The organism is Pseudoalteromonas sp. RB2-MNA-CIBAN-0110 (assembly GCF_040309305.1).
In the GTDB taxonomy this organism is placed as follows: domain Bacteria; phylum Pseudomonadota; class Gammaproteobacteria; order Enterobacterales; family Alteromonadaceae; genus Pseudoalteromonas; species Pseudoalteromonas arctica.
Genome location: NZ_JBEOOQ010000005.1, coordinates 38,611 through 63,640, shown reverse-complemented (window position 1 = coordinate 63,640; position 25,030 = coordinate 38,611). Strand labels below are relative to the sequence as shown.

Below are 25,030 nucleotides of genomic sequence, written 5' to 3'. Positions count from 1 at the left end.
AATATAATCATGTGAGCATTAAAAGTTTGCTCTACAATTTTCAAAAAAGTGATGTTAGTTTAAAAAACCATCGCTCTTGATAATAACAATGAAAGAGGATGATATTGTGAATAAATCTCAATTAATCGATCAAATCGCAGCTGATGCTGACATTTCTAAAGCGGCTGCAGGTCGTGCACTAGATTCATTCATCGAATCTGTATCTGGCGCGCTAAAAGAAGGCGACTCAGTTGCACTTGTTGGTTTTGGTACTTTCTCAGTACGTGACCGTGCTGCACGTTCAGGCCGTAACCCGCAAACTGGTGAAACAATCCAAATTGCTGCTGCAACTATTCCTGCTTTTAAAGCCGGTAAAGCGCTTAAAGACGCAGTAAACTAATCACTGTTTTAAACACATTAGTTATGGCGAGTGTAAAGTTACTGATTCACCACAACAGATGAATTAAGTAACTTTACCGCCAGTTACTTCAAGTGAAAAAGCGTATCTGGTAAGATACGCTTTTTTTACATGTGACAAGGTAAAATACCTTGATCAAAAAGAGATAAACAAATGCTTGAGAAAATCAGAGAAGGTTCGCAAGGACCTGTAGCCAAAATAATTTTAGGCGCGGTGATTTTATCTTTTGCCTTAGCAGGGATCGGTAGTTACTTAGGTCAAACCACAGAACAACCCGTTGCTGAAGTAAATGGAATTAAAATTAGTCAAACCGATTTTAACCGTGCTTACCAAAATGAACGTAGCCGTTTAGAGCAACAATTTGGTGAATATTTTACACAAATTGCCGCTGATCCAAATTACATGGCGCAAATTCGCCAAGGTGTAGTTGACCGCTTAGTACAACAAGAATTGCAATCACAGCTAGCAGCTGATTTAGGCCTTCGCGTAAGCGACGAAAGTGTACGTAAAACAATTTTAGAACTACCGTACTTTCAAATTGGTGAAAAGTTTAATAATGATCGTTACTTACAAGTAATTCGTCAAATGAACTTTCAACCAGATGCTTTTCGTGAATACTTACGTAAAGATATGACACGTAGTCAGGTAGTATCTGCTGTTGCAGGTACAGACTTTGCCCTAGAGAGCGAGCTTAAAAGCGCAATTGCTCTGCAGCAGCAAACTCGTAGTATTGACTACTTAGTCATTAATAAAGAAGCGCTTGCCGCGGACGTAGAAGTATCAGAGCAAGAAGTGTCTGATTACTACGAGCTAAACGCATCACAATTTTTATCTCCAGAGCTTATTTCAGTAAGTTATATTGAGCTTAAAGCAGCAGATATTAATGTTGAATCGGTAACCGAGGATGACGTTAAAGCGTATTACGAGCAAAACAAAGCGCAGTACGTTGAGCCAGAAAAGCGTCGCGTATCACATATCTTAATTGATAACAGTGAAGACGATGATGCAGCAAAAGAAAAAGCCAATGCACTTCATGCACAACTAGAGCAAGGTGCAGACTTTGCTGAGTTAGCAGAATCATCATCTGACGATATCGTTAGTGGCGAAATGGGCGGCGACCTTGAATGGATTGAACGTGACGTAATGGACCCTGCATTTGAAGATGCGACTTTCGCACTGCAAAACAAAGGTGACATTTCTGAGGTTGTTGCTTCTGAGTTTGGTTATCACATAATTAAACTTACAGACATTCAACCACAACAAGTTAAAGCGTATGACGATGTTAAAGCTGACTTACGTGCTGAATTAGAACAAGCTGAAAAAGTAGATGCGTTTTACGAAAAGCAAACAGAAATGGGCGCACTTGCATTTGAAATTTCAGACCGCTTAGACGACGCTGCAGAAGTTGCTGAAGTGGAAGTTAAATCTACACCTCTTTTAGCACTTAATGCTCTACCAGAGCCTTTAAACAGCCCTGCAGTTGTAACAGCACTAACATCAGTTGATTTACTTGAAGATAAAGTAAACTCTGAAGTTATTGAGCTTGGTGAGGAGCATGCAATTATTGTTCGTATTAACGAGCATAAACCTGCTGCTACTAAACCGCTGGATGAAGTAAGCGAGCAAATTAAAGCGCGTTTAGTTAATGAAAAATTATCTGAGCTTGCTAAAGAAAAAGCGCGTAGCTTATTTGCAGAAGTACAAGCAGGTAAGAGCTTAAACGATGTAGCAAACGAGCAAAGCTTGACGGTTCGTCAAGAAGCGCAGTTAACACGTCAAAGCTACACTGTTTCACCTGCTATTGTGACTCAAGCATTTAAAATGGCTCACCCAGCAGATTCTGCGGTAGTTGAGCTTGTTAATTTAAATAATGGTGATGCAGCAATTGTTGCGCTTAAGTCGGTAACAGATGCACAAGTTGCAGCTAATATTGACCCTCAAGCAAAACAAAGCATTACTATGGCGCAAGCTAATAAAAACTACATGGTATTTATTGAAGCGCTTAAAGCCAATGCTGAACTTAACTTACCAACGGCTACACAAACTGTTGAATAATTAATTTTAGCTCATAAAGAAAGGCGCTTTTAAAGCGCCTTTTTTATTGTCTTAAATAAAGTTGGTATATTACCAATTCGCTTAATTAAGTATTATTGCGGATTGGTATTAATTACCTCTGGCAATAAACTCAATCCGATTGCCGCTAGGCTCTCTTATCATCATATGTTGGGTTGGACCTTTACCTAAGTTTTCTGGTGCAAACTCTATAGTAATATTATTTTGCATTTCTAAGTGTGTATGTAGCTCGCTTAACTTTTTGATACTTTCTACACTGAGTGCTAAATGGTGTAAGCCCACATTTTCTGCTCGATTAAACTCCACACGTTTTTCATCATTTTTTACGCGCCATAATGTAATGGTTATTTTATTGTTTGATAAAAAATAAGCGGGGTAGGTTGGATCACTTCCTAGCGTTTTAAAACCAAGTACATCAGTAAAAAATGCTTTGGATGCATTTAAGTTTGATACGGTTAAACCTAAATGATCAACGCCACCAACCCAACTTTTAGAGCTAGAGTTTTCGTCAGCTATTGAGGTTGTTGATAGCAGTAGTAACGCTAATGATGAAATGCCTGTGAGTAATGTTTTTTTTAGCATAGATCCTCTTTATGGTTTTAGTTGTTAAATTGCGCATTTAACAAAGACCTTCATAAAGGAGATTACATTACACGCTAGGCTGCGTTTAGCAGCTAAGTAATCGCTGCGTTACTTTTGATTGGGGGTTTTGAAAAACATCTTCAGTAGGGCCGTATTCAACTACTTCGCCTTTATCGAGTACAACCACATAATCACTGATGTGGCGCACTAGACTTAAATGATGGGTGATCATCACATACGTAAGGCCTGTGTCGCGCTGCAGCTTAAGTAATAAATTCACTATTTGCGCGCGTATAGAAGGGTCTAAAGACGAAACGGCTTCATCAAGCACAATCACCTTAGGATCTAAAATTAATGCACGAGAAAACGCAACACGCTGTAGTTGCCCCACACTAAACATATGCGGGTAGTAGTATTTATGATCGATTAACAAACCCACCTTTGAAAGCGTTGCATCAATTTTTTCAGTGCGTTCACTAGCATCAAGCTCAGTATTATATTGCAGGCAATCATCAAGCATTTCGCCAATGGTCAACCCCGGGTTGAGCGATGCAGCTGAATCTTGAAAAATCATACGAATATCCCGGCATTGATTATCGCGTACGCCATTATCTTCGATAATATTATTCTCGAGCAAAATTTGCCCGCTATCAGCAGTATCAGCTCCTGAAAGTAGTTTTGCTAATGTACTTTTACCTGCACCTGTTTCACCAATTATGGCAATACTTTCGCCTTTACCGACACAAAACGAAATATTTTTAAGTACTTCAAACTTTTTACGTGAAAAAAGCCCTGCTCGCACATTGAATGTTTTTGAAAGCGCTTGTACTTTTAACAGTGGCTGCATTATTTCATGTCCTTAATTAACGGAAAATGGCACGCATAACTATGACCATGATGCTTAGTAAGGGTGGGAGTTACCACGCAGGCTTTTTGTGCTTGCGGACAACGCGGTCCGAGGCGGCAGCCAATGGGCAAATGTTGCAGGGTAGGGATAGTCCCTTTAAGTGCATAAAAAGGTTCTTTATGCGCTAAACCTTGTTCGTAGTCTGGCAAGCTTTTTAGTAATGCTTGCGTGTATGGATGGCGAGGCTGTTTGAATATTTCATGGGTTGGGCCTGCTTCAACCATTTGCCCGCAATATAAAACATGAATGCCATGCGACCAATGTGCAATCTCTTCAAGTTCATGAGAGATCATCAAAATAGACATATTTTTAAGTTGGTTTAAGCTTTTTAGTAATCTAAATACTTGTGCGCGAGTTGTGCTCTCAAGCGCTGTAGTTGGCTCATCTGCTATCAATAGCTTTGGAGTGCGGGCAATGGCCATTGCAATCATTACTTTTTGACATACGCCTTCTGAGAGCTCATGAGGGTAACTACTTAGTACTGCTTCGTGGTTTTTAATGCCCACTTTATGAATAAGCGCTTTTACTCTGTCTTTTCTCTCGCGGTTGCGCTTTAAAAAGAAACCTTTAGTTGCGATCTCTGGCAATGTTTCGGCAATTTGGTCAAATATTTTAGCGGTTGGGTCAAGGCAGCGACTTGGATCTTGATAGATCATCGCTATATCTTGGCTTACTATTTTACGGCGTTTCTCTGGACTTAAACGCATTAAGTCTACGCCGCGCCAATGAATACGGTCGGCAGTAATGTCCCAGCGTTCGTTCAATACACCAATAATCGCTTTTGCTATTAGGCTTTTACCAGAGCCAGACTCGCCCACAAGCGCATGTACTTCGCCTTCTTTTAAGCTAAAACTCACTCTGTCTACGGCTCTAATTACAGTTTCAGAGGTACGTAGTTCAATTGTTAAGTTACGAACATCGAGTAATTGCATTTAATCAGCCTTACGTGCTTTTAGCACTTGTCGCAGGCCATCGCCTACTAAATTAGTAGATAACACGGCTAAAAATAACAGTATACCAGGTAGCGCTACAGTCCACGGTGCTAAATAAATGAGGCCTAGGTTTTCGGCTAATATTGCGCCCCATTCGGTCGTCGGTGGCTGAGCCCCTAATTTTAAAAATCCCAGTGCTGAAATATCTAATATAGCGGTAGAAAGCGCCATCGTGAATATAACCACAATATGCTCATAAATATTAGGAAAAATACCACGCGATATAATATGCCAATTAGACGCACCATCTAGTCTAAACGCAGTAATGTAATCTTTACTTAATTCATCAACAATCAGGTTACGCACTGAGTGAATAAACTGCGGCAGTAATGCTAAAATAATTGCCCATACGGTATTCATTAAACCCGGGCCGAGTATGGCGATTATTATTATTGCCAGTAACAAAGAAGGAATAGAAAGCGTTATATCAAGCAAGTGATTTAAAAAGCTTGAACGCAGCCCTTTACTAATCCCTGCAAAAGTACCCACTAACACACCAAAAATAGTCGTGATTAGGGCGGCTACAACAGAGAGGCCAAACGTATACGTAGCACCATTCATTAAGCGCGAGAGTACATCACGGCCTAAATCATCGGTACCTAAAAGAAAGCGTACATCGCCCATTTCTCGCCACGATGGCGGAATAAGCAGTGCATCAGTGTGTTGTTGGTTTACACCATACGGGGCTAAAAAAGGAGCGGTGGCGGCTAATAGTGCAAACGCCATAAATATCCATAAACCAACCAAAGCAGGGTGGTTATTTTTAAACTTTCGCCAAAATCGCGCCAGTGGCGATTTATTCGACTCTTCAGAAAATAAATTAAACTTTGCCATGGGCCTGATTCCGCGAGAGTGGATCGAATAAAGTGTAAGTAAGCTCAGCTGTAATAGAAGCTAAAATAACAAATAAAGACACTGCCATTAACCCGCCTTGAATTGCAGGAAAGTCACGCTGATAAATACTATCGATTAACCATCGGCCAATACCCGGCCACGAAAAAATAACTTCGGTAATCATCGCAAGCGTTATTAGCGTACTAAATTGCAAACCAATTTGCTTAATTACCGGCAGTAATGCATTACGCAGTGCATGGTGCATGATAAGTTGGCGGCGGTTAAGGCCTTTTGCCCTAGCTGTTTTAATAAAGTTTTGATCCATTACTTTAAGCATAGACTCGCGAGTAAAGCGCACTAATACAGTGGTTGGATACATAGCCAGTACAATAGTCGGAAGTGTTAAATGGCGCAGCGCATCAACAAAGGCCATTCCTTTATATGGAAAGCCAGCCAGTGCAATATCAATTAAAATAAAACCAGTACTGGCGGGTATTTCGTAAAGGAGCCCCATTCTTCCCGACATAGGAAACCAGCCAAGCTTTAATGAAAAAACCATTATTAATAACAATGCGAGCCAAAATACAGGCATTGAATAACCCACCATAGTGGTGGAATTTATAAGCTTGTCTGGCCAACGTTTATGATACCCAGAGCCTAAAATGCCAGTCGGTACACCAATAACAACCGATACAATTAATGCGTATACGCTTAGCTCTAAAGTAGCCGGTAACAAATCAACAATATGGCTAAACACACTATTACCAGAGGCAAACGAAAGCCCCCAATCACCCTGAAATATTCGCCCTAAAAAGGCAATGTATTGCATAAAGTAATTGCTGTTATATAAATATTTGTCTTCAAGCTCACTATGCTGTGCAAAGTTACTACTTGGTATGCCACTTAAATTACTTAGCGGGTCACCGGGAAATAAATACGCTAGTGAAAACGTAAATACGCTGAGCATCAGTATCATAAAAAAGAATAAACCAAGGCGACGTAAAATATAATCTAAGATCATTATTTTTTCCTCGCATTGGCAAGCGAAATAGCACCAAACGGGCCAAGTGTTATACCTTCCACATCGGCGCTACTCGCTTGAAAGCGCAGGCCATGAGCAATAGGTAACAACGGCAGCTCTTGAATAATTAAGCTTTGTGCGTCTTCGTAGTATTTTTTACGTTTGTTTAAATCAGTGGTGTCTAGCGCTTGAGTGAGCAATAAGTCAAATTGGGGATTACACCAGTTTGCTGGGTTTTTACCACTAAAAGTAGCGGTGCAACTTAGCAGTGGGCTAAAAAAGTTATCAGGGTCGGGTGTATCTGCGGCCCAACCAAGTAATACACTGTCGTGCCTGTGCTCGCCAATACGTTGAATAAACGTGTTCCACTCATATTCTACAATGCTTACATTAACGCCCACTTTGCGTAAATCACTTTGCATAAGCTCAGCCATTTTACGCGCGTTAGGGTTATAAATACGACTCACCGGCATAGCCCATATCGTCATATCAAAGCCATCAGGTAAGCCTGCTTCAATAAGTAACTTTTTAGCAAGTTCTGGATCAAACGTAGGTATATCTTCTTGTGGTTCAAACGCCCAAGAGGTTGGCGGCAAAATAGATTGTGCGCGAGTACCATTACCGTAATAAACCGCCTGCATTATTTTATCTACATCTATTGCATGCGCGAGTGCTCGGCGTACGCGCAAGTCGTCAAACGGGGCACGTTCTGTATTAAACGCCCAATAACCTATGTTTAAGTTCGTTTCTTTTTCAACGTTTATATCATCACGTTGCGCTAAAATACTCAATTGCGCACTACTTGGATGAGCCGTTACATCGCACTCTTTAGTCAGCATTTTTGCTATACGCGTAGTGCCGTTAGGGGTTATGTCGTAAACCAATTGTTCAAGTGCAACGTCGTGCTTCCAATAAAGTGGGTTACGGTAAAAGCGTACAAGGTGATCTCGGCGGTATTCTTTATAAATATAGGGACCAGTGCCAATAGGGTACTGATCAAATAAGTTTTCTTCGTTTTTTTTCTTAAGTTCCATGGCGTATTCTTCTGAAAGCACCACGGCAAAGTCGGTGGCCATATTAGCTAAAAAGCTGCTTTCAGGATTAAACAGTTCAAAACGCACTTGGTAGTCAGACACACGCACAATTTTACGAATGAGTTGATCAATTCCCACACTTTGAAAATACGGGTAATTAGCATCGCCCACAAAGTGATATGGATTGTATACATCGAATAATCGGCTAAAGGTGAATATAACGTCGTCGGCGTTAAAATCCCGCGATGGGGTAAAATAAGAAGTTGTATGAAACTTTACATCTTTACGCAAGGTAAAGGTAACCGATTTACCATCTTTACTAATTTTCCAATCGGTTGCTAACTCACTTTGAAATTCTGCCGTAACAGGGTCAATGCTAATTAAACGGTCGTATAATTGGTTAGCAATTATATCAATAGTTGAACCGGTGGTCGTGACTTGCGGATTAAACGACACAGGGTTAGCTTCAGCGCAATAAACTAAGCCTTGGTTTTTTTCTTCTATGATTTCTTCTTTGCTATCAAGGCAACCAACTAAAGTGGTGGCAAGCAAAACAAGTAATAATTTATGCACCCGCATAACCTCTGACTATTGTTGATCCAACAAGTTGTATTTTTTAAGATAACCACGTAATTGATGATACGTTAAACCAAGTACTTCTGCAGTTTTCTTTTGATTAAATTGGCTATGTTCGAGCGCTTTATTAATCATGTTTATTTCAAAGTCGTTAGAACGCTCTTTTAAGCTGCACGGAAATTGAATATCAACGGCTGAATCATTGCTTGTTTGAGTAATCGGCGGCGCAACAACAATAGGCTCGGCATTAACAGTTTGAGCCGCTATAGGTGCTTTAATGCGCGCTTTTGGTCTAAATGGGCTATCGAATGGGTCTAAAATAATCTGGTGAACGGGGATATGTTCACTACCGTGGCGATACAAACTGCGTTCAACCACATTTTTAAGTTCACGAATATTACCAGGCCAATCATAACTAAGCAGTGTTTCTGTTGCGCTTCGGGTAAAACCGCTAAAGAGTTCCCACTCTAAATCGCGCGCCATATTCATCGCAAACTGCTCAGCAAGAAGCATAATATCGTCTTGGCGTTCGCGCAGTGGCGGCAGGGTAATTACATCAAAGGCAAGGCGATCGAGTAAGTCACTTCTAAATTCACCTTGCTCAGCTAAATAAGGAAGATCTTCGTTTGTAGCACACACTAAGCGTGTATCTACTTTTACAGTTTGTTTGCCGCCAACACGTTCAAACTCACCGTATTCTATAACGCGCAGCAATTTTTCTTGTACCATAGCTGAGGTATTAGCTAATTCATCTAAAAACAGTGTGCCGCTGTTAGCGCGTTCAAAACGACCTTCGTGGCGTTTGCTTGCCCCCGTAAAAGCACCGCTTTCGTGGCCAAACAATTCACTTTCGAGTAAGTTTTCGTTAAGTGCTGCACAGTTAAGTTTTACGTAGTTTTGGTCCCAACGTTTTGATAAAAAGTGTAAGCGTGCTGCTATTAGCTCTTTACCTGTGCCGCGTTCACCAATAATAAGTACCGGTTTATCTAAATTAGCCAGTTGCGATACCTGATCTAATACAGACAGAAAGCTATCTGATTGGCCGAGTAAATTATCCTGTTGGCGATATTGACTCATATTTCCTAACTCTTGGTCATTTTTACTAACAGTTAGTGTATTTCATAAGTAGGGATAACTAAAGAAATTTGTATATTTAGTTTAACGCAATGAAAATAAAGTGTATTTTAACTTTTAAAAAGTTGGCAAGCATATTGATACTAGTTATAGCAGACTAACTAAGTTTTAATTACAGAGGTAAATGTTATGGGAATTTTTTCACGTTTTGCAGATATTGTTAATTCTAATATCAACGCCATTTTAGATAAAGCAGAAGACCCAGAAAAAATGGTTCGTCTGATTATTCAAGAAATGGAAGATACGCTTGTTGAAGTACGTTCTACATCAGCTAAAACATTAGCTGAGAAAAAAGAAATTGTACGCCGCTTAGATACGCTTAAAGCACAAGTAAGCGATTGGCAAGATAAAGCCGAACTGGCTTTAAGTAAAGACCGAGACGATTTAGCGCGTTCAGCCCTACTTGAAAAGCAAAAGTCGGCAGATGCCGTTGCTTCAGTCGCTAGTGAACTTGAACATGTAGAGTCTCATATTGAGAAACTACAGCAAGAAGTAACGACACTACAAGAAAAGCTAGCAGATGCGAAATCTCGTCAAAAGGCAATTATACTTCGCCAACGTTCGGCTGAGTCGCGCCTTGAAGTGAAAAAGACACTTGATAGCTCAAAAGTAGAAGACGCACTTAATCGCTTTGAACGTTACGAAACTAAAATTGATGGACTAGAATCTCAAATTGAGTCTTACGATTTAGGTAAAAAGACGTTAGCGGACGAAATTGCTAATCTACAAAAAAATGAAAAGATAGATGATGAGCTAGCCGAACTTAAAAAGAAGCTAGCTGATAAATAATTACATATAAAAATATATGGGGCCCATGTGCCCCAGCTTAAAAACATCAAAACGGATTGTCAGGAGAGGATTATGTTTGATCCAGAGATACTAGTTGCACCATTTATCTTGTTTATGATTTTTGTTGCTCCGCTGTGGCTAATTTTGCACTACCGTAGCAAAAAACAAGTAAGCCAAGGTTTAAGTGAACACGAGCATCGCCAATTACTTGAGCTTGCGCAAAAGGCAGAAAAAATGGCCGATCGGTTAGAAACACTTGAAGCATTGCTTGATCAAGAGTCACCACAATGGAGACGCAAAGTATGAGTGCCAAACGCGAATTATTAAGAGACCCACAACGCGGTAAAATAGCCGGAGTATGTGCGGGATTAAGTGACTACTTTAATATGGAGTTATGGTTAGTTCGCATTATATTTGTTAGTGCGGTACTGCTAACGGGTGGCCCATTATTTGTGGTAGCGTATATTGCAGCCTGGTTCATTTTAGATAAAAAAGAGCCCGCAACAGTGCAAACTAAAAGCTCAACTAAAACTGACGATCCGCTAGAAGTAAAATTTAAAGTATGGCAAAAGGGCGAGCCACCGCGCCGCGCATTGCAAGATTTAAAAGAGCGTTTAACGCGTGTAGATACTCGCCTTCAAGATATGGAGCGCCATGTAACTTCAAGCGAGTTTACGGTGAGCCGTGAAATTAACAAACTTTAAAGGATTTAATAGCACCTTATTTGCAGCGTGATAAATTACGGCAAATTAGGTGCAAGACACTTTATGAGCCAATCATTTGCAAAAAAGACCTTTAAAAGTATTAAAGGCAAAGCACAAAAAGCGCTTCATCGCAGTTTAGACCAACACGTAAAACTTGCCGTAACGGGCCTAAGTGGTAGTGGTAAAACAGCCTTTATTACCGCGCTTGTTAAACACTTAACAACCCAAGCAGACGATAAAAACTTACCTTTTTTTGATGTAATGCGCGAGCACCGCCATGTGGCCACTAAAGTTGTGCCGCAAGAAGCGTTAAAAGTCCCTACGTTTAATTATACGCGCGCGCTAAATTCATTATTACCCAGCGATGGGATGCCTACATGGCCTGCATCAACCGAGCGGATTAATACGCTGCGCTTGGCAATAAAGTATCAGAGTAATGCAGGGCTGCGCGGCCACTTTTCGCCGCAATCAACGCTTTATTTAGATATTATTGACTACCCGGGTGAATGGCTCCTTGATTTACCTATGCTTGAGCAAAGCTATGCTCAATGGTGCGAGCAGCAATATCCGTTATTAACTCAGCCTTCGCGCGTAAACACATCAAGTGATTTTTTAATGGCCGTTGAGCAACTTGACTTAAACGCTCCCGTTGATGAAAACGCACTTGCCCATATTGCTCAGCTTTATCAAAGCATGTTAGTCGGGCTTAAAAAAGACACCAAACTTGCCATGTTACAACCTGGGCGCATGCTAATGCCTGGCGACTTACAAGGCGCGCCATTGCTATTGTTTTTCCCGGTATCGGGTGAAGTAAATAGTGACGATGTCGTTGCGGGTTCTAATTTAGCGCATTTAATTAAGCGCTTTAACGCTTATATAAAAGAAGTTGTAAAACCATTTTATAATGAGCATTTTAGACACTTTGATCGCCAAATCGTACTTGTAGATGTACTTAGTGCGCTAAACGAAGGGCACGAAACACTCCAAGAGCAAAGCAGTGTAATAAACCAATTACTCGCACACTTTAATTACGGTGAGTCAGGCTTTTTTAAACGTTTATTTAAGCCCAACATAGACAAAATATTATTTGCAGCTAATAAATCAGATCATATAAGTGCTAAGCACCATAAAGATTTAGCACTGCTACTTGATTCGCTCGTGCATGAGCAAAGTAATCATTTAAAGTTTGATGGTGTAAAAATAGAAACCATGGCTATGTCGTCAATTACAGCAACGCAGCCGCGCCAAATTGCCGACAAAGGCCAAACACTTGACTGCATTTACGGCAAACCATTACACGAGCCTGATTGGCTTACGTATTTACCGCCGCAACCTCCCTCGCGGATGCTTAATAAAAATGAGTGGCCAGCACAGGGATTTGAGTTTTTATCGTTTTCTCCAATACCGAGCCCCGATAAACAACTAAAACATATTCGATTAGATCATGTCATGCAGTACCTGCTAGGAGACAAATTAACATGAGTGAGTCAAACCAACCATTTCAAGCAGGGCGTCGTATAGATACGCAAAGCATTGAGCAAAACGAACCCGTTTTAGCACCTGCAAAAATTATTCAGCACGGACAAAGTGATTACGAAGAACTTGAAGATGAAGCACTAGAGCCAGAAATAGATCTAGAACCTGTGTACAAAAAGTCAAAGTGGCAAACGCTTAAAGGTGTTTTTGCTATTAGTTTTATAGTGCTGGTGCTTTTAGAGTTTGCATACTCGTTATTATTTGCTTTCGAGCAGTCAATTATTTTAGGCAGTGTTTATTTAACAGCGGTTGTAAGTGGTGTGCTGCTAATAGGGCGCTTATTGTGGCGAGAGTACCGAATGCTGCGCAGTTTAAAGCGTAACCAATTGCACCGAGTTGAAGCCGACAGGCTTTTAAACAGCGAGCAAGTAGGCGGTGCATTACCTTGGCTTGAAAAGCTTAATAAACACCAGGAGCTTGATAACTTTGAAATCTTTAAAAACCAAGTAGCGACGCATCACAGCGACAAAGAAATAATGACGCTGTACGCCAATAGTTTATTAATAACCCAAGACACCAAAGCTAAAAAGCTTATAAATCGTTTTGCGACTGAATCTGCACTGCTAGTTGCCCTAAGCCCACTTGCGCTGGTGGATATGATGGCTGTGCTTTGGCGCGGTACTAAGTTAATAGAACAAATTGGTAAAATTTATGGCATTGGTTTTGGCTACGCGAGCCGTATAAAGTTATACCGTATGCTGATAAAACAAGTAATGTTTGTAGGCAGTGCTGAGCTTGTGTCTGACCTTGCTGCAACTGCATTGAGTGCTGAGCTTTTAGGTAAGCTTTCGGGGCGGGCAGCGCAAGGTGTCAGCGCCGGTATTTTTACAGCGCGTATTGGTTACAAAGCAATGGAGCTTAGTCGCCCATTACCACGGCTTGAAAACAAACGCAGCTTACTAAAAGGCACTGTGCAAAGCATCGCAGGTAAAATTATGAGCCGTAAAAAGGCTGAACCAACACACTAGATTAGCAGTGGCAATATTTGTGTACAAACGTGCGCTGCATGGTTTTTACACAAATAGCCATCTGAGCATCCGGCATGCTTGCTGTTTGTAAGCGCATACGTTTTGATTGTTGAATCGCAAAAACATAATAATCAAAAAATGAGCCTACAATGAGCAAGCATCATATAAACACCCAGTGTATTCACGGACCACAAAAAGCAAACGACCCGCACGGCGCACTCACTTCTCCTTTGTATCAAACCTCTACCTTTCATTTTGAAAATGCCGCACAAGGTGCTGCGCGTTTTGCAGGCGACGAACCTGGCTATATTTATACGCGTTTAGGAAACCCCACAACCACAGAGCTTGAACAAAAAGTTGCTCAACTAGAGAGCTGTGAAGCAGCTGCTGCAACCGCAACGGGTATGGGGGCTGTATCTGCCTCAGTACTGAGCTTTTTATCGCAGGGAGATCATCTTGTTGCTTCAAGTGCTTTGTATGGTTGTACCTTTGCGTTTTTCTCGCATATGTTGCCGCGCTGGGGAATCGAAGTCACTTTTGTTGATATGACCAACGAGGACGAACTACGCGCTGCCATCAAACCTAATTCAAAAATGATATTTGTAGAAACGCCAATCAACCCCACTATGGCGGTGATTGATTTGGCACTCATTGGCGCAGTTGCTAAAGAGCACAACTTAATTAGTGTGGTCGACAACACCTTTTTAACGCCGCTACTGCAATCGCCCAAAAAATACGGTATCGACATAATAATGCACAGTGCGACCAAGTACTTAAACGGCCACGGAGACGTAGTCGCCGGTATTGTATGTGGATCGCTTGAGCACATAACACACATTAAAATGACCGTACTAAAAGACATTGGTGCAACCATAAGCCCGCACGACGCATGGCTAATTAATCGAGGCCTAAAAACACTCGCTATTAGAATAGAGCGCCATTGTCAAAGCGCACAAACAATAGCCGAATATCTAGAAGCGCATCCACAAGTAAGCACCGTATATTACCCGGGGCTTAAATCGCACCTAGGTTATAAGTTCATTGGTAACCAAATGAAAGCCGCTGGTGGTGTTATTGCGTTTGAAATAAAAGGTACGCTACAAGATGGCGCACAATTTATTGATAGTATGAAACTTTGTACACTTGCAGTAAGCCTTGGCGACGCTGAAACACTGATTCAGCATCCTGCATCTATGACTCACTCGCCTTATACGCCAGAGGAGCGAGCTGCCGCTGGAATAAGTGATGGGCTGATCAGACTCTCGGTTGGGCTTGAAGATGTTAACGACATTATTAGTGATTTAAACCAAGCCTTTACTAAAATTAGTTAGGTGTAATTAATTCTATACACATAAAAGCAAGCTACAGGCCTTTATTTAAAGGCCTGTATTTTTATTGTTCCACAGGTGTAATTTTAACTTTACGATTTAGGTGATCGCGCCAAATACTGATGTTAGCCTATCTATTAAACTTTTCTTCACTTTTGCATAGTATGGGGTCATTCGATATTCATTAGGTTTGAGTATCACACTGACACCGATTTAGGGCTCACACCCAAGAAGGTACTTATGGCTAAAGCAAGTAAATACACATCCAAAACACCAGATGAAAATGGTGTTATACACTGGAGTGATGAAGAAAATAAAATTTGGTCAGAGCTTGTAGCGCGCCAACTTGCATGCATTGAAGGCAAAGCCTGCAACGAGTACATGCAAGGGTTAAAAAAGATTAATCTGCCGCACGATCGTATTCCGCAGTTAAGCGAACTAAACGAAGTGTTACTAGCCACTACCGGTTGGCAAGTAGCGCCAGTACCTGCACTTATCGACTTTGATGAGTTTTTTAGATTACTGGCAAACAAGCAGTTTCCGGTAGCTACATTTATTCGTAGCCGCGAAGAGTTTGATTACCTACAAGAGCCAGATATTTTTCATGAAATATTTGGCCATTGCGCCATGCTAACTAATCCTGATTTTGCCGAGTTTACGCATAAGTACGGGCAATTAGGTTACGCAGCGCAGAAAAAGGACCGTGTATACCTTGCGCGTATATACTGGTTTACGGTTGAATTTGGTTTAATGCAAACCGAAGATGGCCTGCGTATTTACGGCGGTGGTATTTTATCAAGCCCAGGTGAAACTCAGTACGTATACTCAAACACGCCAGAAATTAGCCCAATGAATGTGCTTGATGTACTGCGTACGCCGTACCGTATTGATATTATGCAACCACAGTACTACACCATAAATTCGATTCATGATCTGTTTGATATATCGCAAATGGATATTATGACTTTGGTTGAGCGAGCTAAAGAGCTTGGTTTGCACGACCCAAAATTTCCACCAAAAGAAAAATTAGCCAGTTAAATATTAATGCTAAAAAAGCTAAAAGTAAGGATTTAGAATGTCTTCATTAAGTGCACAAAAATGCGAAGCCTGTCATGTAGATGCGCCAAAAGTATCTGGCGAAGAGTTAGCACAATTAATTACTAAAATCCCAGACTGGGTACCAGAAGTACGCGACGGCATTATGCAGCTTGAGCGTGTTTATAAATTTAAAAACTTTAAACAGGCTATCGCGTTTACTAACAAAGTAGGCGACATGGCAGAAGACGAAGGCCATCACCCAGGTTTATTAACCGAGTGGGGCAAAGTAACGGTTACATGGTGGAGCCATTCAATTAAAGGCTTACACAAAAACGACTTTATTTGCGCAGCTAAAACAGACGACGTATTTAACGCGCTGTAAACCACACTAATTGAGCAAACCAATAAAAGCACTTATTTTATAAGTGCTTTTTTGGTTTTTGGGAGGGGGTTTTTAGCTGACAATAGCAAGCAAAGTTACATTAACTTAATTAAGTAAAACTGAAATTATTTGATTTCTAGTATATTAAATTTTTAGAACTCTATTTTATATTTTTCAATTTCATCACTAAACTCAACCTCATAAACATCCGTAGCGAGGTCTGGGTTACCACGCCAGGTAGTAACAAGTTCGATAAACTTGTTACTACTTAAGTCAGCTTCTTCAGTTGTGTATGGTACAAGGGTACCTTCATATGGAATCGGATGAATTATATTTGAATCTGGAAATCTAAAACCATAGAGTAGGTCAGTATCTTCGAAAGAGTTAATAATCTTAATGAACACACTTTCATTTTTATAGTTATCTGGGATGTATATCAATTTGCCAGCTTGATATAAGCAATCATTAATAACGATACCAATAAATGGAGTGTTCATTATTTGACTGTAATTCTCAATGAAATAGGTAGGGGTTGAGCTTGTTTTCTCTAGTTTACTAATTATTTCAGCTTTTTTGCTTGGAGCTAGGTTTAAGTTTGAATTCTTCTGATGAGAATTCATATAAAACTCATGTATTTGTTCAGAGTGTTTTTTCTCCAAAGTTTTATTTTTAGAAACTAGCTGATTATATTTTTTCTCTATCTCTACTTTTTGCTCTTTATACTTTTCCAGTGTATTACTGAGATCTAAATGAGCTTGCGATAAATTGTTGAACTTATCTGACATACTATCGAATTGCTCACTGCTTTTTAGCAATTTCTCCTTCGTATTTGTATCTTGTATACTAAGCTTATGAAGGTGATCATTTAGTTCATCTTTTTCACTAGTTAATGCCTTTATTCGATCCTGTTTTTGTGTGAGTTCGTCATTTAGGTGCCTAGCTTGATTCATAGCCCCCGTAGCACTTTTAATCTCATCCTTTAACTGTTTATTTAACTTTTCATATTCTTTTTTAGCTATAAATTTAGTTGGCTCTCGATTAGCTTTGAAAGTGTCATATTTATTTTGCCACACACCTCTAAAAAAATCGGGTATATGCACAGTCAATGGGTAAAAAATTGTAGCAAAGACTGTCCAGAGAAGAGGCACCCAAAGGCAAAAGTCAAAACCTAACTGTTCATATGTATCTAGCTTTATACTGAATTTTAAAGGCTCAGTTAAAAACCACCAAATACTCTTCCAATTTGATAAGCAGAACACCCATGCAAAAGTAAAAATAAGTGGTCTATCCTTAAAAAGTTCAAAAAAACTACCTTGTTCTTGGTTATGCATATTATTTATCTATTTAAGTTTTTAATAATTTAACGTAATAATCTGGTTATGTAAAAGTTTAGCGAATTAGAAACTGTGAATCATACTTATTGCTTATCACCCTATTATTAATAACAAAAAAGCTCTAAACCCAAAGGGCTTAGAGCTTTTCTATATACAATTAAAGTTTAGCTAAAATACTTAACTTCAAAGTATCGTTGGGTTTCGTTTCACTCAACCCAACCTACGTGTTACTCATCAATTGAGCGTAGTAGGGCGTTTATGCCTACTTTTTCACGTGTTTGTTTATCTACTTTTTTCACGATGATTGCAGCGTAAAGGCTGTGGGTGCCATCTTTTGACGGTAGTGCGCCTGGTACAACTACTGCGCCTGCTGGTACGCGGCCGTAGTGAATTTCGCCAGTTTCGCGGTCATAAATACGGGTGCTTTGGCTGATGTAAACGCCCATTGAAATTACGGCGCCTTCTTCAACAATTACGCCTTCAACAATTTCAGAACGTGCGCCAATAAAGCAGTTGTCTTCAATGATGGTTGGGTTAGCTTGTAGAGGCTCTAAAACGCCGCCTATGCCTACGCCACCTGATAAATGTACGTTCTTGCCAATTTGTGCACACGAGCCTACAGTCGCCCATGTATCAACCATGGTGCCGTCGTCAACATATGCGCCAATGTTTACGTACGATGGCATAAGTACGACGTTTTTACCTACAAAGCTGCCTTTACGCGCTACAGCGTTTGGTACTACGCGCATACCACCTTGTTGAAATTGCTCTGGCGTATAGTCGCTAAATTTAAGTGGTACTTTGTCGTAAAACTGGTTTACGCCGTCGTTCATTGGTTGGTTGTCGCGAATACGAAACGACAGTAAAACTGCTTTTTTAAGCCACTGGTGTACAACCCATTCACCTGATATTTTTTCGGCAACGCGTGCTGCGCCGCTATCAAGTAAATCAAGTGCGTCGATAATGGCTTGTTTTACGTCGCTTGATACTGTGCTTGGGCTAATGCTATCGCGGTTGTCCCATGCGTTTTCGATCATCGTTTTTAAATCTGACATGTGTGTCCTCTATTCTGTTTCGGCGTTGAATTTTTTACGTAATGCCTGATGAATTTTTGCTTGTTCTTCATCAGTCAGCGCTTGGTATTCGTTATTAGATACGACAAAGAAATCCTCGGCACGTTCACCTACCGTTGTAATACGGGCAGCGTGAATGTGTAGTAAATGCGCTTGGAAAACTTCGGCTATTTTGGTTAGTAAACCTTGTATATCGACGGCTTGAATTTCTATTAAGCTACGGTCTTTGCGTGCATGTGGGCGCAACACAATTTTAGGTTTAATATTAAAATCTTTAAAGCGTTGAGAGCGGCTCTTTTTAAAGCGAATCTTTTTACGCGGATCGCTTAGTGCTTGCTCAAGCCCACGTTTAATTGATTGCGCTCGACCACTTGCAATAGGGTCGCCACTTACTTCAAGTATTACAAAGCTAAACAAGACGTAACCGTCTTTTGTGGTCAGTACTTGCGCATGTTGTATTTGCGCTTTTTTAGAGCCAATCACACTTACTAATCGGGCAAACAGTGGGCCAGAGTAGGGGCTGTATACAAATACTTGTGTGCCACCATGCATAGCTTTGTTAGATACAACAACACTTGGCTGGCTTAAGTCTGTGCTACTTAATAAATGCTCACTTTGCCATGATATTTGCTGTTCGCTAAAGGCGGTAAAGTAGTTGGCTTTAAAGCGGCTCCAAATTAAATCAATTTTTTCCTCTTGATAACCCAGATTTATTAAGCGTTGTTTAGCTTGGTGCTTTTTGTCGCGAATTTGGTCGCGTTGATCCATTGGGTTTTCGAGCCCTAGGCGCAAAGCGCGCTGCGTGTGTAAGTAGAGCTCACGCAGTAGGGTGTTTTTCCAATCGTTCCATAAGTTGTCGTTGGTTGCACGTATGTCGGCAACGGTTAAACAATATAAGTAGTCGAGTTGGCGCTCTGTTTTAACGCGTGTAGCGAAGTCTTTTATTACAGCAGGATCGTTAATGTCTTTACGCTGTGCGGTAACAGACATAAGTAAATGATTACTTACAAGCCATGCAACGAGCTTTGCATCCACCGATGAAAAACCATGTAATTTAGCAAATGCTATTGCGTCAACAGCGCCAAGTTCTGAGTGGTCGCCACCTCGGCCTTTAGCAATGTCGTGAAATATACCGGCTAAATAAAGTAGCTCTGGTTTGTCCATTCGAGTGACTATCTCACTACAAATAGGAAACTCGCTAATGCCTGTTTTATCAAAATATTCGTAAATGTTTTTGATTAATTTGTGAGTGTGCTCATCTACGGTGTAGGCGTGAAACAAATCAAACTGCATTTGCCCAAATATATTACGCCACTGCGGTAAGTAGGCGGCAAGCATGCCGTGCTTGTGCATGAGCGTAAATGCGCGGCCCATGCCGTTAGGATGTTTAACTAAGCGTAAAAAGGCTTCGCGACAGGCTGCGTAATCTTGCAAATCGCCCAATAAACGACGGCGCACTTGGCGGATAGTACGAATAGTACTTGGGTAAATATGCGTTATTGCTGGGTTATCGGCTATGTGCTCAAACAATACAAAGAGTTGGTCGCGTCTAAAAAATACCGACGGATCTTTTACGCGTATTTGATGACCTACTTGCTCAAAGTTTCTGTCGAGTTCAATTGCTGCCACAGCACTACTTTCGGGCATTATACTTTGTTCAAAGTATGAAAGTAGCATTTGGTTCAGTTCGCGCACGCGGCTCATTATTCTAAATAAGCGTTTCATCATACGCTCAACGGAGGCTTTGCCGTCGCTACCAAAACCTAAAATTTCGGCAGCTTGCGGTTGATGATCAAACAATAAGCGGTTTTCAGCTCGACCTGCAGCTAAATGCAGTGCAAAGCGAATGTTCCATAGGTTTTCTAGGCACTCAGAAAGCTCTTGAAACTCTTCGTGAGTTAAGTATCCGTGGCTTATTAACTCTTGCAGGGTTTCGGTTCTAAAATGCTTTTTTGCCACCCAAATAATAGTTTGTAAGTCGCGCAGACCACCGGGGTTTTCTTTAATGTTTGGCTCAAGATTATACGCTGTGCCGTGGCACTTTCTGTGGCGTAAGTTTTGTTCTTGAACTTTGGCAGTAAAAAATTCACCTGAGCGCCATACTGGCGTTTCAAGAATATGCATTTTGAGTTTTTCAAACTCAATGTGGTTACCAAAAATAAGGCGGCTTTCGAGCAAGCTGGTGGCAAAAGTAACGTCTTCACGTTTTTGCTCAATGGCTTGTTCTATCGTACGCACGCTGTGACCAATCTCTAAGTTGAGATCCCATAGCATGGTGACAAACTGGCCTATTTTTTCGCATATTTCTTCGCTTGGCGGTTTAGTTACAAGCAATAAAAAGTCGATGTCGGAGTAGGGATGTAGCTCACCACGTCCGTATCCGCCTACCGCTATTAATGCTAAATCAGGTTCGCGCGCTAAGTCGTAAACATGAAAAAGCTTAATGAGTAGGCGGTCAATAAACTCAGCCCGGGCATTAATTAAATTCCCAACCGGTTGTTTAGAGAATTCGTTATGTAACCATTTATAAAAATAGCTAGAACAATCGCGATAATCACTAAGTTGCTCTGCATCGCTAAGCAACTTTTTTACTTTGTTGGGTAATGCCACGTGGGCTGGCTCCTTGTTGAACCTTTCACACGGATAAGAATTTTCTTATCAAGTGTTTCGGTTTTATTAGTGTTCTATGATCCGCTCGATAGTATCATCTGATCGTAGCGTTAAAATTTCAACACCATTTTCAGTCACTAATAAAGTATGTTCCCACTGCGCAGACAAACTACGGTCGCGTGTTACTACTGTCCAATCATCTTTAAGAAGCTTACATTGGCGTTTACCCGCATTAACCATAGGTTCAATAGTTAAACACATACCTGCTTTTAAGGCCTCGCCGGTACCGGCTTTACCGTAATGCATTATTTGTGGTTCTTCATGAAATCCTGCGCCGATACCGTGGCCGCAATATTCACGTACAATTGAGTAGTTAAAGCTCTCTGCATATTTTTGAATTGCTGAGCCAATATCACCCAAGCGCACACCTGGTTTTACCATTTTAATAGCAAGGTATAAGCTTTCTTGTGTTACTTCTGCAAGACGCTTAGCTTGAATGTTTGGTGTACCAACGTGGAACATTTTAGATGTGTCGCCGTGGTAACCATCTTTAATGACAGTTACGTCGATATTTACACTGTCGCCTTCTTTTAATGCTTTGTCATTTGGAATTCCGTGACAAATAACATGATTAACTGACGTACAAACTGATTTTGGAAAGCCATGATAATTTAACGGAGCAGGGATTGCTTGTTGCACATTAACAATATAATCATGACAAAGTGTATTTAGCTCATCGGTGGTAACACCTGGCACTACATGAGGGCCGATCATTTCAAGTACATCGGCCGCTAAGCGCCCAGCTACGCGCATTTTCTCTATTTCTTCAGGGGTCTTGATAATAGCGCTCATTGAGGCTCCAAAGTTGAGTTTTTAACATTTATCGTCGAACAAATTTTGCACGCGACGTTGAGTATTTAATTTTAATATGGTATAAAGCGCGCCGTCTTTTTACAAATAAATTCTTAAATGATTTTTTGTATTTAAGGCAAACACAATTTTATTTTAACACACACACGTATCGTCACATACACTTGGGTGCATTTGAAGTTTAATTACTTCGGTGTTGGTGCTATGGGATATGTGGAGGCCTAACCCTAAACAACTATAGAGGATCTATAAAATGGCAAACGTTTCAATGCGCGATATGCTTCAAGCTGGTGTTCACTTTGGTCACCAAGCACGTTACTGGAACCCTAAGATGAAGCCTTTCATCTTCGGCACACGTAACCGTGTACATATCATCAACCTTGAGCAAACTGTACCAATGTTCAACGACGCACTTAAGTTTTTATCAAGTGCTGCAGCAAACAAAGGTAAAGTTCTTTTCGTTGGTACTAAGCGCGCAGCAAGCGACGCAGTTAAATCAGCTGCTTTAGAAAGCGACCAGTTCTTCGTAAATCACCGTTGGTTAGGTGGTATGTTGACTAACTGGAAAACTGTACGTCAATCAATCAAGCGTCTTAAAGACCTTGAAGCACAAAGCCAAGACGGAACTTTCGAGAAATTAACTAAGAAAGAAACGTTAACGCTTAACCGCGAAATGGAAAAGCTTGAAAAGAGCCTTGGTGGTATCAAAAACATGGGCGGTCTTCCAGACGCGCTTTTCGTTATCGATGCTGACCACGAGCACATTGCTATCCGTGAAGCAAACAACCTAGGTATTCCAGTTGTTGCAATCGTAGATACTAACTCTAACCCAGACGGTGTTGATTACATCGTACCTGGTAACGATGATGCTATCCGTGCTGTAAGCCTTTACACTAGCGCTGTTGCAGCTGCTATTACTGAAGGTCGCGAGAATAACATCGTTGCTCAAGCTGAGAAAGACGATTTCGTTGAAGCTGAGTAATTAGCTGTCATCAAGTCTTCATCTTTTTAAGGTGAAGACTTGCTATTCTTGTCGAGCGGGTAACCCGCTTATCTAACCTGATTTCAGATTTGAGGATTTACTAATGGCTGTAACTACTGCCCTAGTTAAAGAATTACGCGAGCGCACAGGCGCTGGCATGATGGATTGTAAAAAAGCGTTAACTGAGACTGATGGCGACATCGAGTTAGCGATTGAAAACATGCGTAAAAGTGGCGCTGCTAAAGCTGCTAAAAAAGCAGGTAACATTGCTGCTGAAGGTACTATCATCATCAAGCAAAACGCTGGTGTTGCAGTACTAGTAGAAGTTAACTGTCAAACAGATTTCGTTGCAAAAGACGTAAGCTTCTTAGCATTTGCTAACAAAGTTGCTGACGCTGCAATTGCTGACACTATCTCTATCGAAGACTTACAAGCTAAGTTTGAAGAAGACCGTGTTGAGCTAGTTACTAAAATTGGCGAAAACATCAATGTACGTCGTTTACAGTACGTAACTGGTGAAAACCTAGTTGAGTACCGTCATGGCGATCGTATCGGTGTTGTTGTTGCGGGTGTTGCTGATGAAGAAACACTTAAGCACGTTGCAATGCACGTTGCTGCATCTAGCCCTGAATACTTAACACCTTCAGATGTACCAGCCGATGTTGTTGCTAAAGAAAAGCAAGTACAAATCGAAATCGCGATGAATGAAGGCAAGCCTGCTGAAATCGCTGAGAAGATGGTTGTTGGCCGCATGAAAAAATTCACTGGTGAGGTTTCTCTTACTGGTCAAGCTTTCATCATGGAGCCTAAGAAAACTGTTGGCGATATTCTTAAAGAGAAAAACGCAACAGTTACTAGCTTCGTACGTGTAGAAGTTGGTGAAGGTATCGAGAAGAAAGAAGAAGATTTTGCTGCTGAAGTTGCTGCTCAAATTGCTGCTGCTAAAGCTAAGTAAGATTACTATTTGTGAAGGATAATGAAATTAGATGCAATTAAAGTACTATTTGGTTTTGCTTCGCAGCTAGAAATTCTTTAAAATAACCGCGCTTTTATGTTTAACATAAGCGCGGTTATTTTTTATCCATAATTCAATAAAAGTTGGCCCCAATACTATGACTATCAATCGCAAACCTATTTTTAGACGTGTTCTTCTCAAATTAAGTGGTGAAGCTTTAATGGGAGACGAAGGCTTCGGCATCGATCCTAAAGTTTTAGACCGTATGGCACAAGAAATTAAAGAGCTAGTAGAGCTCGACGTAGAAGTGGGTTTAGTTATTGGTGGAGGTAACTTTTTACGCGGTGGATCACTTGCAGAAGCAGGTATGAATCGCGTAGTAGGCGATCACATGGGTATGCTTGCAACGGTTATGAACGGCCTTGCAATGCGTGATGCGCTACACCGTGCATTTGTAAATTGTCGTCTTATGTCGGCTATTCCACTTAATGGTGTATGTGACGCTTATAACTGGGCTGAAGCAATTAGTTTATTGAAAACTGGCCGCGTAGTTATTTTTGCAGCGGGTACTGGTAACCCATTTTTTACTACCGATTCTGCAGCATGTTTACGCGGTATCGAAATTGAAGCGGATACAGTAATTAAAGCGACTAAGGTTGATGGCGTATACAGTGATGACCCTGTTAAAAACCCAGATGCGACGCTTTATACCCACTTAAGCTACAATGAAATCATTGAAAAAGAATTAAAAGTTATGGATTTAGCGGCATTTACTCTAGCCCGCGATCACAATATGCCATTGAGCGTATTTAACATGAATAAATCAGGCGCGCTAAAACGCGTAATTATGGGTGAAGAAGAAGGTACACTTATTTCTTCACAAGCCTCAGATGAAATAATCAAATAATTAG

Annotated in this window: 24 protein-coding genes; 13 read left to right on the top strand and 11 right to left on the bottom strand. The window is 40.8% G+C overall.

Going from position 1 to position 25,030, the window contains the following annotated elements:
• The first annotated feature begins 82 nt into the window (after nt 1-82).
• Both AAEY68_RS04670 and AAEY68_RS04665 read left to right on the top strand, forming a co-directional pair.
• Entirely contained in the window at nt 83-379 is a 297-nt protein-coding gene (locus AAEY68_RS04670; protein ID WP_290192505.1) for an HU family DNA-binding protein, read from the top strand.
• Nucleotides 380-550: 171 nt separating this feature from the next.
• The gene (locus AAEY68_RS04665) at nt 551-2,452 is read left to right on the top strand and encodes a SurA N-terminal domain-containing protein (protein ID WP_350585593.1); all 1,902 of its coding nucleotides are present in this window, start codon (nt 551-553) and stop codon (nt 2,450-2,452) included.
• 108 nt (nt 2,453-2,560) lie between these two features.
• On the opposite strand, the gene AAEY68_RS04660 is transcribed toward AAEY68_RS04665, so the two are convergent.
• From AAEY68_RS04660 to pspF, 7 genes are all read right to left on the bottom strand, one after another.
• On the bottom strand, nt 2,561-3,052 hold the full coding sequence (locus tag AAEY68_RS04660) for a VOC family protein (protein WP_197120707.1): 492 nt from the start codon (nt 3,050-3,052) through the stop codon (nt 2,561-2,563).
• An 85-nt stretch (nt 3,053-3,137) separates the two neighbouring features.
• Nucleotides 3,138-3,899, bottom strand: a complete 762-nt coding sequence (locus tag AAEY68_RS04655; protein WP_024608618.1) for an ATP-binding cassette domain-containing protein — start codon at nt 3,897-3,899, stop codon at nt 3,138-3,140.
• Complete coding sequence (locus tag AAEY68_RS04650; RefSeq protein WP_007580952.1) at nt 3,899-4,891, bottom strand: peptide ABC transporter ATP-binding protein; 993 nt, start codon at nt 4,889-4,891, stop codon at nt 3,899-3,901. The genes AAEY68_RS04655 and AAEY68_RS04650 overlap by 1 nt, the downstream gene beginning before the upstream one ends.
• Complete coding sequence (locus AAEY68_RS04645; protein ID WP_007580954.1) at nt 4,892-5,785, bottom strand: ABC transporter permease subunit; 894 nt, start codon at nt 5,783-5,785, stop codon at nt 4,892-4,894. It lies immediately after the preceding gene.
• On the bottom strand, nt 5,772-6,806 hold the full coding sequence (locus AAEY68_RS04640; protein WP_007580956.1) for an ABC transporter permease: 1,035 nt from the start codon (nt 6,804-6,806) through the stop codon (nt 5,772-5,774). The genes AAEY68_RS04645 and AAEY68_RS04640 overlap by 14 nt, the downstream gene beginning before the upstream one ends.
• On the bottom strand, nt 6,806-8,413 hold the full coding sequence (locus tag AAEY68_RS04635) for an ABC transporter substrate-binding protein (protein ID WP_007580958.1): 1,608 nt from the start codon (nt 8,411-8,413) through the stop codon (nt 6,806-6,808). The genes AAEY68_RS04640 and AAEY68_RS04635 overlap by 1 nt, the downstream gene beginning before the upstream one ends.
• Before the next feature lie 15 nt (nt 8,414-8,428).
• The gene (pspF, locus tag AAEY68_RS04630) at nt 8,429-9,493 is read right to left on the bottom strand and encodes a phage shock protein operon transcriptional activator (RefSeq protein ID WP_010553754.1); all 1,065 of its coding nucleotides are present in this window, start codon (nt 9,491-9,493) and stop codon (nt 8,429-8,431) included.
• Nucleotides 9,494-9,679: 186 nt separating this feature from the next.
• On the opposite strand from pspF, the gene pspA reads away from it, so the two are divergent.
• From pspA to AAEY68_RS04590, 8 genes are all read left to right on the top strand, one after another.
• Nucleotides 9,680-10,339 carry a phage shock protein PspA gene (pspA, locus tag AAEY68_RS04625; protein ID WP_002958333.1) on the top strand — a complete coding sequence of 220 codons (660 nt, stop codon included), beginning with the start codon at nt 9,680-9,682 and terminating at the stop codon, nt 10,337-10,339.
• Between the two features lie 72 nt (nt 10,340-10,411).
• On the top strand, nt 10,412-10,645 hold the full coding sequence (pspB, locus tag AAEY68_RS04620) for an envelope stress response membrane protein PspB (protein WP_024590985.1): 234 nt from the start codon (nt 10,412-10,414) through the stop codon (nt 10,643-10,645).
• Entirely contained in the window at nt 10,642-11,043 is a 402-nt protein-coding gene (gene pspC / locus AAEY68_RS04615; protein ID WP_007580963.1) for an envelope stress response membrane protein PspC, read from the top strand. The genes pspB and pspC overlap by 4 nt, the downstream gene beginning before the upstream one ends.
• Nucleotides 11,044-11,106: 63 nt before the next feature.
• Complete coding sequence (locus tag AAEY68_RS04610; RefSeq protein ID WP_350585591.1) at nt 11,107-12,525, top strand: YcjX family GTP-binding protein; 1,419 nt, start codon at nt 11,107-11,109, stop codon at nt 12,523-12,525.
• A complete protein-coding gene (locus tag AAEY68_RS04605; protein ID WP_350585590.1) occupies nt 12,522-13,547 on the top strand; it encodes a TIGR01620 family protein in 1,026 nt (341 codons plus the stop codon). The genes AAEY68_RS04610 and AAEY68_RS04605 overlap by 4 nt, the downstream gene beginning before the upstream one ends.
• A 149-nt stretch (nt 13,548-13,696) precedes the next feature.
• The gene (gene megL, locus AAEY68_RS04600; protein WP_350585588.1) at nt 13,697-14,878 is read left to right on the top strand and encodes a methionine gamma-lyase; all 1,182 of its coding nucleotides are present in this window, start codon (nt 13,697-13,699) and stop codon (nt 14,876-14,878) included.
• Nucleotides 14,879-15,115: 237 nt separating this feature from the next.
• Nucleotides 15,116-15,913: a phenylalanine 4-monooxygenase gene (gene phhA, locus AAEY68_RS04595; RefSeq protein WP_002958327.1), complete on the top strand. Its 798-nt coding sequence runs from the start codon at nt 15,116-15,118 to the stop codon at nt 15,911-15,913.
• Nucleotides 15,914-15,950: 37 nt separating this feature from the next.
• The gene (locus tag AAEY68_RS04590) at nt 15,951-16,295 is read left to right on the top strand and encodes a 4a-hydroxytetrahydrobiopterin dehydratase (RefSeq protein ID WP_024592779.1); all 345 of its coding nucleotides are present in this window, start codon (nt 15,951-15,953) and stop codon (nt 16,293-16,295) included.
• A 152-nt stretch (nt 16,296-16,447) separates the two neighbouring features.
• On the opposite strand, the gene AAEY68_RS04585 is transcribed toward AAEY68_RS04590, so the two are convergent.
• The 4 genes from AAEY68_RS04585 to map all read right to left on the bottom strand — a co-directional run bounded on the left by AAEY68_RS04585 (nt 16,448) and on the right by map (nt 22,164).
• Nucleotides 16,448-17,626 (bottom strand): coiled-coil domain-containing protein, encoded by a 1,179-nt coding sequence (locus AAEY68_RS04585; RefSeq protein ID WP_010553749.1) that lies wholly within the window; start codon nt 17,624-17,626, stop codon nt 16,448-16,450.
• Nucleotides 17,627-17,856: 230 nt separating this feature from the next.
• Nucleotides 17,857-18,684: a 2,3,4,5-tetrahydropyridine-2,6-dicarboxylate N-succinyltransferase gene (gene dapD / locus AAEY68_RS04580; RefSeq protein WP_002958324.1), complete on the bottom strand. Its 828-nt coding sequence runs from the start codon at nt 18,682-18,684 to the stop codon at nt 17,857-17,859.
• Between the two features lie 9 nt (nt 18,685-18,693).
• Entirely contained in the window at nt 18,694-21,312 is a 2,619-nt protein-coding gene (gene glnD / locus AAEY68_RS04575; RefSeq protein ID WP_007580974.1) for a [protein-PII] uridylyltransferase, read from the bottom strand.
• A gap of 66 nt (nt 21,313-21,378) precedes the next feature.
• On the bottom strand, nt 21,379-22,164 hold the full coding sequence (gene map / locus AAEY68_RS04570; RefSeq protein ID WP_007580976.1) for a type I methionyl aminopeptidase: 786 nt from the start codon (nt 22,162-22,164) through the stop codon (nt 21,379-21,381).
• Between the two features lie 271 nt (nt 22,165-22,435).
• On the opposite strand from map, the gene rpsB reads away from it, so the two are divergent.
• The 3 genes from rpsB to pyrH all read left to right on the top strand — a co-directional run bounded on the left by rpsB (nt 22,436) and on the right by pyrH (nt 25,026).
• A complete protein-coding gene (gene rpsB, locus AAEY68_RS04565) occupies nt 22,436-23,164 on the top strand; it encodes a 30S ribosomal protein S2 (RefSeq protein ID WP_007580978.1) in 729 nt (242 codons plus the stop codon).
• Between the two features lie 103 nt (nt 23,165-23,267).
• Nucleotides 23,268-24,119: a translation elongation factor Ts gene (gene tsf / locus AAEY68_RS04560; protein ID WP_007580981.1), complete on the top strand. Its 852-nt coding sequence runs from the start codon at nt 23,268-23,270 to the stop codon at nt 24,117-24,119.
• A 157-nt stretch (nt 24,120-24,276) separates the two neighbouring features.
• Nucleotides 24,277-25,026: a UMP kinase gene (gene pyrH, locus AAEY68_RS04555; protein WP_007580982.1), complete on the top strand. Its 750-nt coding sequence runs from the start codon at nt 24,277-24,279 to the stop codon at nt 25,024-25,026.
• The last annotated feature ends 4 nt before the right edge of the window (nt 25,027-25,030 follow it).